Raw genomic sequence first — 15,329 nt, 5'->3', positions numbered from 1 at the left:
CGAGGCAGACTACGACGCTTCGCTTTCATCGCCGCCTGCTTCGTCTGCAGGCAGGTCGGCGTCGCCGTCCACGTCAGCTTCCGCTTCGGCAATCTGTTGCAGACCGGAAAGCTTGGTGCCTTCATCAAGGCTGATGAGTGTAACACCTTGCGTTGCACGGCCCATTTCTCGAATTTCTGACACGCGCGTGCGGATCAGCACGCCCGTGTTGGTGATCAGCATGATCTGCGCTTCCGGGTCGACCAGTGTCGCGGCGACGACCTTGCCGTTGCGCTCGGACGTCTGGATCGCGATCATGCCCTTCGTGCCGCGGCCATGACGCGTGTACTCGGTGATCGGGGTGCGCTTGCCGTAGCCGTTTTCCGTTGCCGTCAGCACCGACTGCTGCTCGTCGCCCGCCACCAGTAGTGCGATCACACTCTGGCCGTCTTCGAGCTGCATGCCGCGCACGCCGCGCGCTTCACGGCCCATCGGACGAACGTCGTTCTCGTCGAAGCGCACCGCTTTGCCCGAGTCCGAGAACAGCATCACATCATGCTCGCCATCTGTGATAGCCGCGCCGATCAGGTAGTCGCCATCATCCAGACCGACCGCGATGATGCCCTTCTTCAGCGGACGACTGAACGCTTCGAGCGGCGTCTTCTTGACGGTGCCGAGCGCCGTCGCCATAAAAACGAACTTGTCCGCCGAAAATTCCTTCACGGGCAGCACGACCGTAATCTTCTCGCCCTCCTGCAGCGGGAACATATTGACGATCGGACGGCCGCGCGAATTGCGCGAGCCCTGCGGTACTTCGTAAACCTTCAGCCAGTAAACACGGCCGCGGTTCGAGAAGCAGAGGATGTGATCGTGCGTGTTCGCGATGAAGAGCGTGTCGATCCAATCGTCTTCCTTCATCTGTGTCGCCTGTTTGCCGCGACCTCCGCGCTTCTGGGCGCGATATTCCGACAACGGCTGCGATTTCACGTAACCGGAGTGCGACATCGTCACGACCATGTCCTGCGGCGTGATGAGGTCTTCCGTGTTCAGCTCGGTTGCGTTCATCTCGATCTTCGAGCGGCGCTCGTCGCCAAATTCGCTCTTGATCGTGGTGAGTTCGTCGAAGATGATGGAAGTTATACGCTCCGGGCGCGCCAGAATGTCCAGCAGGTCGGCGATCTGCGCCATCACGTCGCGGTACTCGCCGATGATCTTGTCCTGCTCCAGACCCGTCAGGCGCTGCAGACGCATCTGCAGGATTTCCTGCGCCTGCGTGTCAGACAGACGGTACAGACCGTCGGCCTGCATGCCGTACGCCGGGTTCAATCCTTCCGGACGATACGCGGCGCGGCCGCCGGACGTCGCGTTGTCGGTTTCTGCGCGCTGCAGCATTTCGCGCACGATCGATGAATCCCACGAACGGTCCATCAACTCCTGCTTCGCAATGGGCGGCGTAGGCGCTGCCTTGATGATCGCGATGAAGTCGTCGATGTTGGCGAGCGCGACGGCGAGGCCTTCGAGCACATGGCCGCGTTCGCGCGCCTTGCGCAGTTCGTATACAGTGCGCCGTGTCAGCACCTCGCGACGGTGCGACAGGAAATGCGAGAGCATTTCCTTCAGGTTCAGCAGCTTCGGCTGGCCGTCGACGAGCGCGACCATGTTCATGCCGAACGTGTCCTGGAGCTGCGTTGCCTTGTACAGATTGTTAAGAATGACCTCGGGCACTTCGCCGCGCTTAAGTTCGATCACGACGCGCATACCACTCTTGTCGGATTCGTCGCGAATGTCCGAAATGCCTTCCAGCTTTTTCTCATTCACCAGTTCGGCGATACGCTCGAGCAGCGAACGCTTGTTCACCTGATACGGCAGCTCGTCGACGATGATCGCCATGCGTTGGCCGCGATCAATCTCTTCGAAGTGCGTGGCGGCGCGCATCACGACGCGCCCGCGCCCCGTGCGGTAGCCGTCGCGCACGCCAGCGACGCCGTAGATGATCCCCGCCGTCGGGAAGTCGGGCGCCGGCACGATCTCGATCAGCTCGTCGATCGACGCTTCCGGGTTCTTCAGCAGGTGGTGGCAGGCGTCGACGATTTCGCTCAGATTGTGCGGCGGAATGTTGGTCGCCATGCCGACGGCAATGCCCGACGAGCCGTTGATCAGCAGGTTCGGAATGCGTGCAGGCAGAATGGACGGCTCGTTTTCGCTGCCGTCGTAGTTGGGCTGGAAATCGACTGTTTCCTTGTCGATGTCGGCGAGCAGTTCGTGGCCGATCTTCGCCATGCGTATTTCGGTGTAACGCATCGCCGCGGCGTTGTCGCCGTCGACCGACCCGAAATTGCCTTGTCCATCGACGAGCATGTAGCGCAGCGAAAAATCCTGCGCCATGCGGACAATCGTGTCGTATACAGCCGAATCACCGTGCGGATGGTACTTACCGATCACATCGCCGACGATACGTGCCGACTTCTTGTACGCCCGATTCCAGTCGTTGTTCAGCTCGTGCATGGCGTACAGCACGCGCCGGTGCACCGGCTTCAGGCCATCGCGGACATCGGGAAGGGCGCGCCCTACGATCACGCTCATCGCGTACTCGATATACGAGCGGCGCATTTCCTCCTCTAGGGAGATTGGTAGAGTCTCTTTGGCGAATTGATCCATTGTCCGTATCGTTTACGCGCGAAGACGATGAGGGAAACGCGTTCTTCACCTCACCGCTTGGGCCAACCCCTAGGTGTAGTTCCTGTGCGGCTGCGAGCGCAGCGCATCAGGCGATTCTATCATGCGGCGCACCTGCCCCCGACGACGTGCGTATACCTATTAGTGGGATGCCTGGAAACGGCACCTGGAACCTCCTCGCGAGCGAGGCGACCGGGCCCGGAAAATGCTCCAAAGAGGGCCGCTCGAACCGGCCTCCCATGGGCCTTCCGTCGAACTTGACACCTTTTGTTGCGCATGCACCACATTCGACCGGACGGGAGGATAGGGGGCGGATTTTTTTATCGTCGGAAGGGAACGATATGGCAAAATGCCAACGCACAAGTTCAGACACGGCTCGAAGTCTATACACAACCGTCTTTTGTTCTGCACCGATGTTATACTTCGAGCAATGTATGACTGGTCTACGTCAACAGGCTCGCAGTAAACCTGCGGTAATCTCAATTTCGAGAGGAGAAATATGAATAAACTTTCAAAGCTCGCGTTCATTGCAGCTACCGCAGTTATGGCTGCATCCGCTTCGGCACAGTCGGTGCCGGCGTCGCGACAAGCCACGAACGACAACTGGGTGAACGGCACCGGCGAATACGTGTGGATGAACGGCACGAACGAGCTTTGCTGGCGCGATGCGTTCTGGACGCCGGCAACGGCTAACGCAAAGTGCGATGGCGCACTGGTCGCACAAGCACCGACCCCGCCGGCACCGGCACCGGTTGCTCCGGCAATCACCAGCCAGAAGATCACGTATCAAGCTGACACGCTGTTCGATTTCGACAAGGCTATCCTGAAGCCGGCCGGCAAGGAAAAACTGGACGATCTGGCATCGAAGATTCAAGGCCTGAACCTGGAAGTCGTCGTGGCCACGGGCTACACCGACCGCATCGGTTCGGACAAGTACAACGACCGTCTGTCGCTGCGTCGCGCACAAGCTGTCAAGGCATACCTGGTCAGCAAGGGCATCGAAGCCAACCGCATCTACACGGAAGGCAAGGGCAAGCGCAATCCGGTCACGACGGGCTGCAACCAGAAGAACCGCAAGCAACTCATCGCCTGCCTCGCACCGGATCGTCGCGTGGAAGTCGAAGTTGTCGGTACTTCGAAGCAGTAAGCGAAAGAATACCGCAGTACCCAAGCCCCGCTTCGGCGGGGCTTTTTTATGCCTGCGATGGCCGCTTCAAAATGGCGCGTTCCGGCGCGCCGCTGCGCGTAGCTGGCGTCCGTGACCCGTCGCTTTTGCCCGCGCGTGCACACCTCTATATACTCAGGGTTTGTCCGATCCACCCCGCTCTTCCTGCCCTCGAGGCCGTATTCGTCATGACCAACGCCGATCCCCACGAACTGCAGAAATTCAGCGATCTCGCGCATCGCTGGTGGGACCCGAATGCTGAGTTCAAACCTCTGCACGAACTGAATCCCGTTCGGCTCAAATGGATCGACTCCCATGCGCACCTCACAGGCAAGCGCGTGCTCGACATCGGGTGCGGCGGCGGCATTTTGTCCGAGTCGATGGCGACCTTGGGTGCTGACGTGAAGGGAATTGACCTGTCCAATGAGGCGTTGGGCGTCGCAGATCTTCACAGCCTTGAAAGCGGTGTAACCGTAAATTACGAGGAAATCGCGGCGGAGACGCTGGCGGCCCGTGAACCGGCCTCTTTCGACGTTGCCACATGCATGGAAATGCTCGAGCACGTGCCGGATCCGTCGAAGGTCGTCGAGGCTTGCAAGACGCTCGTCAAGCCTGGCGGATGGGTGTTCTTTTCAACGCTCAACCGCAATGTGAAGTCATATCTGTTTGCCGTGATCGGTGCCGAGTACGTCGCGCGCATGCTGCCGAAGGGCACGCACGATTACGCCCGCTTCATCCGCCCGTCGGAGCTCGCGGGCTTCGCACGCGCGGCGGGTTTGCTGACCGCGGATATCAAGGGCATCACCTACAACCCGCTGACGCGCGATTTCGGCCTGTCGAGCGACACCGATGTGAACTACATGCTCGCGTGCCGCCGCGAAGCCTGATCCATTTTTTTGCGCCCGATTAACTGCATCTACTTCAATGAGCGATCCCACGCCCCTGCCTCAGCGCGAAGACGAAGAAGCATCGATCGGCCTTTGCCAGGGCATTCTGTTCGACCTGGACGGCACGCTGGCCGATACCGCGCCCGACCTGGCCGCAGCCGTCAACAGGATGCGTCACGAGCGAGGCCTCGAGATGGTGCCGTTGGAACAGTTGCGGCCGCTCGCGTCGGCGGGCGCGCGCGGCCTGCTGGGTGGCGCGTTTGGCATCGGACCGGAGCATCACGACTATGCGTCGATGCGCGAAGAGTTCCTCGCCAACTATGAAGCCGATCTCTGCATCGAGACGATTCTGTTCCCTGGAATCGGCGAGATTCTCGACGACCTCGACGTGCGCGGCGTCCGCTGGGGCATCGTGACGAACAAGGTCGCCCGGCTGACGGAGCCGCTCATCGCTCAACTGGGGCTGGATACGCGTGCGGGCTGCGTCGTCAGCGGAGACACGACGCCGCATTCAAAGCCTCATCCCGCGCCGCTCCTGCACGCAGCGAAGGAGCTGGATTTGCCGCCGGAGCGGATCGTCTATGTCGGCGACGACCTGCGCGACGTGCAGGCCGGCTTCGCAGCCGGAATGGTGACGGTCGCGGCAGCATACGGTTACTGCGGCAACGACATTCCGCCCACGCAGTGGCACGCGAAGCACGTCGTCGGTTCCACAGCCGAACTCCAGAATCTGCTGCGCGACATCAGTTGACGCACGAACGCGACGCCGGCACCACGCGAATGTTTCGTCGTGACTCCGGCGGGCCGCTATTGTAAAATGCCTTCTTGGGCCACATATATGGCTCATTCCTTCTGCGGGGGCGACCTGGTTTCGACAGGGGTTGCGAAGCGGCTAGGGCATGTCGAGGACCCGTCACCTCGTTAATCAATGGGAAAAACGTAACTGCAAACGACGATACGTTCGCACTGGCAGCCTAAGGGCCGCCGTCCTCTGCCTAGTTCACTGACGGGCTAGTGTCGCAAGACCGGTAGCAATACCGACAGAGGTCATATACGTCAGTTAAGCCTTGGCGGCGTCACGACGCCCGGGTCGAAAATTTAGTGAATCGCCGGTGCGCAGCGTGTTCGTCCGCGTCGCTCCGGTTAAATCAAAAGACAGAACTAAACATGTAGAACTAGTCGTGGAGGACTTCTGGACGCGGGTTCGATTCCCGCCGCCTCCACCAATTTTCAATGTGGTGTACACCGCAGGACAGAAGCCCGCACAGCGTCAAGCTCTGCGGGTTTTTTGTTGTCCCGCCACCGCTCTCGCCGCAATTTCAAACTTTTCTGATAGCCGCTCGAACCAGTGTGCTGTGAAATGTCGGATCCGTCGAGCAAGCCGGCGGCCCATCGTATTCGCTAAGTAAAACTAATCAAATGAGGACGCGTTAGCATGAATCAGTCAGTCGACCCCATCATCGCCCGCTTCGGCGACGCCACGGATCACGGCGGCGAAATCGTCGAAGCGGCGCAGGATCTGCTGGAGGGCGGCATCGGTGTAGCACTTGACGGGCATCTCGTCGCCTGTCCGCGCTGCGGCGGCAAATATCCCATCATCGCGACCGGAAGGCGCAGGCACAACGGCAAGCGCATCGCCTATATCGGCGATATCACGACTTGCGGCGCAACGCTCGTGCGAAGCCCGCAACCGTAGCCCCCTTGCACCCGGAGAGCGCCACCTGTCACGGCGCAGCGCGCACGTACACCTGCTCCGTTTCCCGGATGAACTTACTGTTGCAAAACTCGCGCTCGGCTTTCGCTCGAGCGCTTAGTCCCATCGCGCACAGGCGCCCGCGGTTTTCGAGCATGATCTGCAGCCGAGCGGTCATCGCATGCGTGTCGCGTGGCTCGACGATCCAGCCGTCGACGCCATCGTCGACGTTGTCCGGCAAACTCGCGTAGCGCGTGACAAGCACGGGCCGCCCCATCGACATCATCTCGCGGCACGCGAAGGAACTGCTCTCCACCGCGTACGACACCATAAAGCCGACATCGAAGGTCGCCACATAACCGCGCACGTCGTCTGTGAAACCGGTGACGAGCAGGTTATCGCTCATGTTCAACGATTCGATGACCTCGCGCTGTGCGTCGTTCGGCTCAGTACCGGCGACGACCAGCACGACCCGCTTGCGCATCTCTTCGGGCAACGCGGCGACGGCCGCCACCATGTCCATCGTCCCCTTGTACCAGTCGAACCCGGTGATCGTGCCGACCACGAGCTTGCCCGCATGAGCCACGCCTAAAAGCGCCTCGCGCCTGCGGGCCGCGAGCGCATCGTCGAACGGTGCGTAGAAATCGATGTCTACGCCATTCGCGATCACCGACATCCCGCAGTCCGCATAGACGGAACCTTCGAGCAGTTTCGCCGCCGGTTGCGACACGGCAATCACGTGATGCGTCGCGCGTCGCGCTTTCAGCTTCGTCATGAAGTCGCGTTTGACGCGAATCGTGTTGTGCTTCGTGTAGACGAAGTACGGGCGCTTGAATGACGCGAACAGCGTCGCCAGCATCACGAGCCGGTGATCGGGCGAACCGTTCATGTGAACCACGTCGAAACGCTCTTGCTTGAGAAGCGTGCGCAACTCGCGGATCGCGCCGACAAAGCGCCCCAACTCTTTGAGCTTGGCGGGAAATTCCATCGGCAGCGCGCGGATATCGGCGACCGCGCTCGCATGCTGCAACAGACGGCTGGTCCTGGGTGCACCGATGAAGACTTCGTGGCGCCCGGCCAGGGCGCGCGCAAGCGACACGACGTACGTGTCATGACCGCCTCCGCGACCGTTGTGGAAGTTGGTCAATAGTATTTTCATGCCCGGCTTACCCCGTATGTGAGGGCTTGACTGCGCCGCGCGGCCTGAGTCAACGTGACAGGCCGGCGCAATGCATTACGCATTGCCTCTAATTCATCAGGGGAATTATACCGCGCACGTTTACCGTTTCTTACGGCGTCCCTTGCGACGCTAGCGCGCATCACGCCACGAATGAGAAAGGCCCGCTCGCGAGCGAGACGGGCCTTTTAACAGGCCGCGCATGAAGACGATGGATGCGATGCGTTCGATCGACGGATGGAATAAGACCGCCCGCCAACCGTTTATTCGATGCGCGCGCATTCAATGCCGTTCGATGCATTTAAGGCGCGCGCCCGCCGATCGATTGCATACACTCCATATACAACGCCAGAACAGGAGCCGCATCATGCGCAAGACTCTCCTTCTCATCGCCGCGCTCGCCGTTCAGCAGACCGCTTTGGCCGCGCCGCCCAAAACCGCGAACGGACATTTGACCGACGAACAGGGACGCACGCTTTATACCTTCGACAAGGACACGACGCCGGGCAAAAGCGCCTGCTCGGGCGGGTGCACCGCCGTATGGCCAGCCGCCGCTGCCGATGCGAGCGACAAACCATCCGGCGACTGGACCGTTATCGACGGCGCCGACGGACAGAAGCAATGGGCGTACAAGGGGAAGCCGCTCTACCGCTTCGCGAAGGACGAGAAGCCGGGGGACATGAAGGGGGACGGTTTCAAGGACATGTGGCACACCGCCAAGCCGTAAAGCCGCGCCTCAGCCTGGCTACGCACGCGATGCCGCGAGGCGCCGCGTGCGTCGTATCATTTACAGAGCATCAGGGCACTTGAGGTTGCAGCCATTCGGATCGCCGTCGTCGCCGCGCTTGCGCAGCTTCGACTTCTTGTCGCTCTGATACTTCTTTGACGGCGCGGAGGCGCCGAACGGCATCTGCGGATGCTCATTCAGCTTGAACTCCTCGGTCAGGATGCCGCCGGGCACACCGGGCGAATTCTGCGCAAAGGCAACGGACACCGTGGCAAACAGCGTACCGGCCGTAAGCGCGGCAGCACAAGCGGGAAAGAAATATTTCATATCGAATCGAGGCGGCACGCGAGCCGCGCATCTGAGGCGGATTAACGAAAGCGTAGAGAGTATCGCAAAGCGGCGCGCGGCGCAGCGTCCGCAGCGTTGATCGTTGTTACAGGCGCTTACCCTTCGCGCCCGCTCGCTTGCAGTCAGGCGCTACCGCCCTCTTCCAGTCCCTCTTCCAGTTCGAGCAACTTGCCGCAGTCGCCGGCATCGTAGCCTTCCAGATGCGCGACACTCTGCCGGAACGCATTGCCGCGCAGCACCGCCATCACCGTCGTGAGCGGCTCCCGTTCGAGACGCGCGCGATCGCATGCGAAGTAATAGTCCTCGTCGACGATAGGGATGAAATCGAGCCCGAAATGATGCGCGGCGGGTTCGACGCCGAAGCCCACGTCCGCCATTCCGCTCGCGACGAAAGCGGCGATCGCCGAGTGCGTTAGTTCCGTCGACGCATAGCCGTTCACGCGGTCCGGATCCACGCCCACGCGCCGCAGCGCGAGGTCGATCAGCATGCGCGTGCCGGAGCCATGCTGCCGGTTGACGAAGCGAATGTCGTCGCGTGCGAGGTCCGTCAACCCACCGATTGCTTTCGGGTTGCCCTTCGCCAGAAAAAGCCCCTGCTTGCGGCGCGTCAGATGTACGAGCAGATGACGTTGCGGATCGAGCCACTGGCGATACTTGTCCGCGCATGCCGCGCGAAACTCGCCGCGCGGCAGATGGAAGCCGGCAAGGTCGCACTCGCCGCGCGCGAGCGCAGTGATGGCTTCTGCACTGTCGCGATATTTGATGTCGAGGGGCACTTCGTCGGCGACCAGCGCCGTGACGAGCGCGGCCACCGCATAGCCATGTGATGCGTGGATGCGCACGTCGTCGGCGGGAGGCGCGAGCCAGCGGTTCAGTTCGCTCGCGACTTCGCTCGCCAGCGCCTGCATATTGCCGTCCAGACGCTCGCCGCAAAGTCGTTGCGCGCGCAACACCGCCTGTCCGAGTTCCGACAGAGCAGATCCGCGTCCGCGCTCCTTTTCGATCAACGCGCCGCCCAGTTGGGTCTCGATGGCGCGCAACAAACCCCATGCGTGGCGGTAGGACAAACCCTTAAGTGCGGCGGCTTGCGCGATGCTTCCCGTCTGGTCGACGAGGGCCAGTAACGGCACCGCGTCAGTCAGGCTGGACGTTTGGCCGTTGCTGTCCCGCACAATCAGCTGCGCCTGGCATTCAACTCGAATCATATATGCTGTTGTAGTTCCTATTGCGAAAGCCGATCCACCCGCCTATCGTTCGCATTGATATATCAAACAAGCAAAGCATAGATGCACGGCTTATGAATAACAAGTGCATATATCGACTTTGGAGGAGCCCCACTGTGGATCGACCGAACGCCCTTGCGCCAGACGAACTTGTGCGCCGACACGTACAGCCCGGCATGTCGCTGGTTGCCCTACTGCACGCCATTCAGGATGACGTCGGCTTCGTGCCGCCCGACACCGTCGCCCCGTTGGCGCGAACGATGAACCTGTCACGGGCGGAAGTCCACGGCGTCATCACTTATTACCATCACTTCCGCCAGTCGCCGGCTGCGCCTGTCACAGTGCAGTTGTGCCGCGCGGAAGCGTGCCGCAGCATGGGCACGGAAGCGCTCGCGCAACATATCGAAGCGCGCACGGGTTGCCGCTTCGACGCGCACAAGCACGGCGCACATGACGGACACGACCACGCCTGCGACGGCGCAGTCGGTCTCGAATCGGTGTATTGCCTCGGCCAATGCGCGCTGTCCCCCGCCATGATGATCAACGGCGAACTGCACGCCAGGGTCACGCCGCAGAAGTTCGACGCGCTGCTTGCAGCCGCCCTGAAACGCGTGGAGGAAACGGCATGACGCGCATCTATGTTCCTCGCGATTCTTCCGCGCTGGCGCTCGGCGCAGATGCGCTCGCCGCGGCCATCGTCGATGAAGCGAAACAACGCGGCATCGACATCGAACTCGTGCGCAACGGCTCGCGCGGGTTGCTGTATCTCGAACCGCTCGTCGAAGTCGAGACGCCCGAAGGCCGCATCGGCTATGCGAACGTCGAAGCCGACGACGTGAAGGCGCTATTCGACGCAGGCTTCATCGAAGGCAAGACGCACGCGAAGCAGGTCGGCGTCGTCGACGAGATTCCGTATCTGAAGAAGCAGCAGCGCCTGACGTTCGCGCGCATCGGCATCACCGACCCGCTCTCGACGGACGACTACATCGCCAACGGCGGCATCGTCGGCCTGTACAACGCGCTTGCGATGACGGGCGACGCCGCCGTCGAAGCGCTCATCGAATCCGGCCTGCGCGGCCGCGGCGGCGCAGCGTTCCCGGCGGGCATCAAGTGGCGCACGGTGCGCGCCGCGAACGCCGATCAGAAGTACATCGTCTGCAATGCGGACGAAGGCGACTCGGGCACGTTCTCCGACCGCCTCGTGATGGAAAGCGATCCGTTCGTGCTGATCGAAGGGATGATCATCGCGGGCATCGTGACGGGCGCGACGGTCGGCCATATCTATGTGCGCAGCGAGTATCCGCATTCGATCGCGACGCTCGAAGAAGCTATCGGCAAGGCGCGCGCCGCCGGTTGGCTCGGCGACAGCGTGCTCGGTTCGGAACACCGCTTCGAGCTATTCGTCGCGAAGGGTGCGGGCGCTTATGTGTGCGGCGAAGAAACGGCGCTGCTCGAATCGCTCGAAGGCAAGCGCGGCATCGTGCGCGCCAAGCCGCCGCTGCCCGCGCTCGAGGGTCTGTTCGGCAAGCCGACTGTCATCAACAACGTGATCACCCTCGCCACGGTGCCGATCATCTTCGCTAAGGGTGCCGCGTTCTACAAGGACTTCGGCATGGGCCGCTCGCGCGGTACGCTGCCGTTCCAGATCGCGGGCAACGTGAAGCAAGGCGGTCTCGTGGAACTCGCGTTCGGCTGCACGCTGCGCGAACTGATGTTCGACTATGGCGGCGGCACGGCGAGCGGCCGACCCGCGCGCGCGGTTCAGGTAGGCGGCCCGCTCGGCACGTATCTGCCCGAAAGCCAGTGGGACATTCCGCTCGACTACGAGGAATACGCGAAAGTCGGTGCCGTCGTCGGTCACGGCGGTCTCGTGATTCACGACGACACGTCGAATCTCGCCGAGCTCGCGCAATACGCCATGCACTTCTGCGCACTCGAATCGTGCGGTAAGTGCACGCCCTGCCGGATTGGCTCGACGCGCGGCGTCGAAGTGATCCAGCGCATCCGCAACGGCGACACGTCGACGAAGCAGGTGCAACTGCTGCGCGACCTGTGCGACACCATGGTGTCCGGTTCGCTGTGCGCGATGGGCGGCATGACGCCGTTTCCGGTCGTCTCCGCGCTCGACCATTTCCCCGAAGACTTCGGTCTCGCGACCGTCACGCCAAAAGAAGCCGCGTAATTAGGGAGCCCAAGATGTCCGATCCGATCACTTTCCAATCCGGCGGCTGCGGCTCCGGCAACTGCGCCTGCAAGGCAGGCGCGCTGCGCAATGAACGCGGTCCGTTCGACGACACCGACTACGGCACGCCGTTGCGTCATTCCGACGTCGACGTGACGCTCGAAATCGACGGCCAGGCGATCACAGTGCCCGCGGGCACGTCGGTGATGCGCGCGGCCGCCGAAGCCGGGGTCAACATTCCGAAGTTGTGCGCGACCGATTCGCTCGAACCGTTCGGCTCGTGCCGCCTGTGTCTCGTCGAAATCGAAGGCCGCCGCGGTTATCCCGCGTCGTGCACCACGCCTGTCGAAGCGGGCATGAAGGTGCGCACACAGACGGATCGCCTGCAAGGACTGCGCCGCAATGTGATGGAGCTGTACATCTCCGATCACCCGCTCGACTGTCTCACCTGCCCCGCCAACGGCAACTGCGAACTGCAGGACATGGCGGGCGTCACGGGCCTGCGCGAAGTGCGCTATGGCTTCGACGGCGCGAATCACCTGAAGGATCAGAAGGACGAGTCGAATCCGTACTTCACGTACGACCCGTCCAAGTGCATCGTCTGCAACCGCTGCGTGCGCGCGTGCGAAGAAACGCAAGGCACGTTCGCACTGACCATCTCGGGACGCGGCTTCGAATCGCGCGTCGCCGCGAGCGAAAGCCAGCCGTTCATGGAATCCGAATGCGTGTCGTGCGGCGCGTGCGTCGCGGCATGCCCGACGGCCACGCTGTCCGAAAAGAGCATTGTGATGATGGGCCAGGGCGAGCATTCCGTCGTGACGACCTGCGCGTACTGTGGCGTCGGCTGCTCGTTCAAGGCCGAGATGAAGGGCAACACGGTCGTGCGGATGGTGCCGCACAAGAACGGCCAGGCCAACGAAGGCCACGCTTGCGTGAAGGGCCGTTTTGCATGGGGCTACGCGACGCATAAGGACCGCATCAAGAAGCCGATGATCCGCGCGAAGATCACCGATCCGTGGCGCGAAGTGAGCTGGGAAGAAGCGCTCAGCTACGCGGCATCGGAATTCCGCCGCATCCAGGACAAGTACGGCCGCGATTCGATCGGCGGCATCACGTCGTCGCGCTGCACGAACGAAGAAACGTATCTCGTGCAGAAGCTCGTGCGTGCCGCGTTCGGCAACAACAACGTCGACACCTGCGCACGCGTGTGCCACTCGCCGACAGGCTACGGCCTGAAGACGACGCTCGGCGAATCGGCGGGTACGCAGACCTTCGCTTCCGTCGACCAGTCCGACGTGATCATCGTGATCGGTGCAAACCCGACGGACGGCCACCCGGTGTTCGGCTCGCGTCTGAAGCGCCGTGTGCGCCAGGGCGCGAAACTGATCGTGATCGATCCGCGCCGCATCGATATTGTCGATACAGCGCACGTGAAGGCCCAATACCATCTGCAACTGCGTCCGGGCACGAACGTCGCGATGGTCACGTCGCTCGCGCATGTGATCGTCACGGAAGGCCTGCTCGACGAGTCGTTCATTGCCGAGCGCTGCGAGACCCGCGCATTCGGCCACTGGCGCGATTTCGTGTCGCTGCCGGAAAACTCGCCGGAGATGATGGAAAGCGTGACGGGCGTGCCGGCTCAGCAGGTGCGCGAAGCCGCGCGCCTGTACGCGACGGGCGGCAACGCGGCAATCTACTACGGCCTCGGCGTGACGGAACACGCGCAGGGCTCGACGACCGTGATGGGCATCGCGAACCTCGCGATGGCGACGGGCAACATCGGCCGCGAAGGTGTCGGCGTGAATCCGCTGCGCGGCCAGAACAACGTGCAGGGCTCGTGCGACATGGGCTCGTTCCCGCACGAACTGCCGGGCTACCGCCATATCAGCGACACCGTTACTCGCACGCTGTTCGAAGGGGAATGGGGCGTCACCCTGCAGCCGGAACCGGGCCTGCGCATTCCGAACATGTTCGACGCCGCCGTTCATGGCAGCTTCAAGGGCCTGTACTGCCAGGGCGAAGACATCGTACAGTCCGACCCGAATACGCAGCATGTGGGCGCCGCGCTGTCGTCGATGGAATGCATCGTCGTGCAGGACATCTTCCTGAACGAAACCGCGAAGTATGCACACGTGCTGCTGCCGGGTTCGACCTTCCTCGAGAAGGACGGCACCTTTACGAACGCGGAGCGCCGCATCTCGCGCGTGCGCAAGGTGATGCCGCCGCTCGCCGGCTACGCCGACTGGGAAGTGACGATCCTGCTCGCCCGCGCGCTCGGCTACGAGATGAACTACGCGCATCCGTCGCAGATCATGGACGAGATCGCGCGACTCACGCCGACTTTCCACGGCGTGTCGTACGAGAAGCTCGACAAGCTGGGCAGCATCCAGTGGCCGTGCAACGAGCATGCACCGGAAGGCACGCCGACGATGCACATCGACGAGTTCGTGCGCGGCAAGGGCAAATTCGTGATCACGAAGTACGTCGCGACGCCCGAAAAGGTCAACCAGAAGTTCCCGCTGATCCTGACGACGGGCCGCATCCTGTCGCAGTACAACGTCGGCGCGCAGACGCGGCGCACGGAAAACTCGCGCTGGCACGAGGAAGATCGTCTGGAAATCCATCCGCACGACGCCGAAGACCGCGGCATCAAGGACGACGACTGGGTGGGCATCGAGTCGCGCGCGGGCTACACCGTGCTGCGCGCGAAGGTGGCGGACCGGATGCAGCCGGGCGTCGTCTACACCACGTTCCACTTCCCGGAATCGGGCGCGAACGTGATCACGACGGACAGTTCCGACTGGGCGACCAACTGCCCCGAGTACAAGGTCACGGCCGTGCAGGTGATGCCCGTCGAGCAGCCGTCGCAATGGCAAAAGGACTATTCGCGCTTCAACAACGAACAGCTCGAGCATCTGAGCAATCGCGAGCTGGCCGCTACTTCAGGCAAATAACCCGGCAAACGAGGCCACGCAATGGACGCACATAACCTGGTCGACATGGCGAACCGCATCGGCGACTTTTTCGAGTCGATGCCGGATCGCGACGAAGCGATCGACAACATTGCGGATCACATCCGCCGCTTCTGGGAGCCGCGCATGCGCCGCGCGATTCTGGCGACGCTGCACACGAAGCCCGAAGGCGTCGAGCTCGAGCTGCACGAAATGGTCCGCGAGGCGCTCGTCCGGCATCGCGAGGACCTGACGCCGAAGGAGCCGGCCGCCGCATAACGCGTTCTATCCACGCAACAGCACCTTGGCGTTCGCATCGGC

At 62.1% G+C, this 15,329-nt stretch carries 13 protein-coding genes and 1 other RNA gene; 10 read left to right on the top strand and 4 right to left on the bottom strand.

Features of this window, described 5'->3' with window-relative positions; all coding sequences use genetic code 11:
* Positions 1-9: 9 nt before the first annotated feature.
* On the bottom strand, positions 10-2,637 hold the full coding sequence (gene gyrA, locus BPHY_RS03720; RefSeq protein WP_083775839.1) for a DNA gyrase subunit A: 2,628 nt from the start codon (positions 2,635-2,637) through the stop codon (positions 10-12).
* Between the two features lie 517 nt (positions 2,638-3,154).
* On the opposite strand from gyrA, the gene ompA reads away from it, so the two are divergent.
* The 5 genes from ompA to BPHY_RS03700 all read left to right on the top strand — a co-directional run bounded on the left by ompA (position 3,155) and on the right by BPHY_RS03700 (position 6,403).
* A complete protein-coding gene (ompA, locus tag BPHY_RS03715; RefSeq protein ID WP_012400146.1) occupies positions 3,155-3,802 on the top strand; it encodes an outer membrane protein OmpA in 648 nt (215 codons plus the stop codon).
* A 206-nt stretch (positions 3,803-4,008) separates the two neighbouring features.
* Entirely contained in the window at positions 4,009-4,707 is a 699-nt protein-coding gene (gene ubiG, locus BPHY_RS03710; RefSeq protein ID WP_012400145.1) for a bifunctional 2-polyprenyl-6-hydroxyphenol methylase/3-demethylubiquinol 3-O-methyltransferase UbiG, read from the top strand.
* A 37-nt stretch (positions 4,708-4,744) separates the two neighbouring features.
* Positions 4,745-5,458, top strand: a complete 714-nt coding sequence (locus BPHY_RS03705; RefSeq protein WP_012400144.1) for an HAD family hydrolase — start codon at positions 4,745-4,747, stop codon at positions 5,456-5,458.
* Positions 5,459-5,563: 105 nt separating this feature from the next.
* Positions 5,564-5,933: a transfer-messenger RNA gene (gene ssrA, locus BPHY_RS39090) on the top strand.
* 209 nt (positions 5,934-6,142) lie between these two features.
* A complete protein-coding gene (locus BPHY_RS03700) occupies positions 6,143-6,403 on the top strand; it encodes a PAAR domain-containing protein (RefSeq protein ID WP_012400143.1) in 261 nt (86 codons plus the stop codon).
* 28 nt (positions 6,404-6,431) lie between these two features.
* On the opposite strand, the gene BPHY_RS03695 is transcribed toward BPHY_RS03700, so the two are convergent.
* The gene (locus tag BPHY_RS03695) at positions 6,432-7,559 is read right to left on the bottom strand and encodes a glycosyltransferase family 4 protein (RefSeq protein WP_012400142.1); all 1,128 of its coding nucleotides are present in this window, start codon (positions 7,557-7,559) and stop codon (positions 6,432-6,434) included.
* A gap of 385 nt (positions 7,560-7,944) precedes the next feature.
* On the opposite strand from BPHY_RS03695, the gene BPHY_RS03690 reads away from it, so the two are divergent.
* Positions 7,945-8,304, top strand: coding sequence for a COG4315 family predicted lipoprotein (locus BPHY_RS03690; RefSeq protein ID WP_012400141.1), 360 nt, complete (start codon positions 7,945-7,947; stop codon positions 8,302-8,304).
* Between the two features lie 60 nt (positions 8,305-8,364).
* Here BPHY_RS03690 and BPHY_RS03685 read toward each other — a convergent pair whose 3' ends face one another.
* Positions 8,365-8,631, bottom strand: coding sequence for a hypothetical protein (locus BPHY_RS03685; protein WP_012400140.1), 267 nt, complete (start codon positions 8,629-8,631; stop codon positions 8,365-8,367).
* Between the two features lie 143 nt (positions 8,632-8,774).
* Positions 8,775-9,857, bottom strand: a complete 1,083-nt coding sequence (locus BPHY_RS03680; RefSeq protein ID WP_012400139.1) for a substrate-binding domain-containing protein — start codon at positions 9,855-9,857, stop codon at positions 8,775-8,777.
* Positions 9,858-9,949: 92 nt separating this feature from the next.
* Here BPHY_RS03680 and BPHY_RS03675 point away from each other — a divergent pair, with 92 nt between their 5' ends.
* Genes BPHY_RS03675 through BPHY_RS03660 form a run of 4 tightly spaced genes read left to right on the top strand, consistent with a single transcriptional unit; the run spans position 9,950 to position 15,287 of the window.
* Positions 9,950-10,504 (top strand): NAD(P)H-dependent oxidoreductase subunit E, encoded by a 555-nt coding sequence (locus tag BPHY_RS03675; RefSeq protein ID WP_407671167.1) that lies wholly within the window; start codon positions 9,950-9,952, stop codon positions 10,502-10,504.
* Entirely contained in the window at positions 10,501-12,057 is a 1,557-nt protein-coding gene (locus BPHY_RS03670; RefSeq protein ID WP_012400137.1) for a formate dehydrogenase beta subunit, read from the top strand. Before BPHY_RS03675 ends, BPHY_RS03670 begins: the two co-directional genes overlap by 4 nt.
* 14 nt (positions 12,058-12,071) lie before the next feature.
* Complete coding sequence (gene fdhF / locus BPHY_RS03665; RefSeq protein WP_012400136.1) at positions 12,072-15,011, top strand: formate dehydrogenase subunit alpha; 2,940 nt, start codon at positions 12,072-12,074, stop codon at positions 15,009-15,011.
* A gap of 21 nt (positions 15,012-15,032) precedes the next feature.
* Positions 15,033-15,287 carry a formate dehydrogenase subunit delta gene (locus BPHY_RS03660; protein ID WP_012400135.1) on the top strand — a complete coding sequence of 85 codons (255 nt, stop codon included), beginning with the start codon at positions 15,033-15,035 and terminating at the stop codon, positions 15,285-15,287.
* Positions 15,288-15,329 lie beyond the last annotated feature (42 nt).

Source organism: Paraburkholderia phymatum STM815 (genome assembly GCF_000020045.1).
Classification (GTDB): domain Bacteria; phylum Pseudomonadota; class Gammaproteobacteria; order Burkholderiales; family Burkholderiaceae; genus Paraburkholderia; species Paraburkholderia phymatum.
Note: the sequence above shows the minus strand (reverse complement) of the source record. Positions and strands in the feature narration are given on the sequence as shown.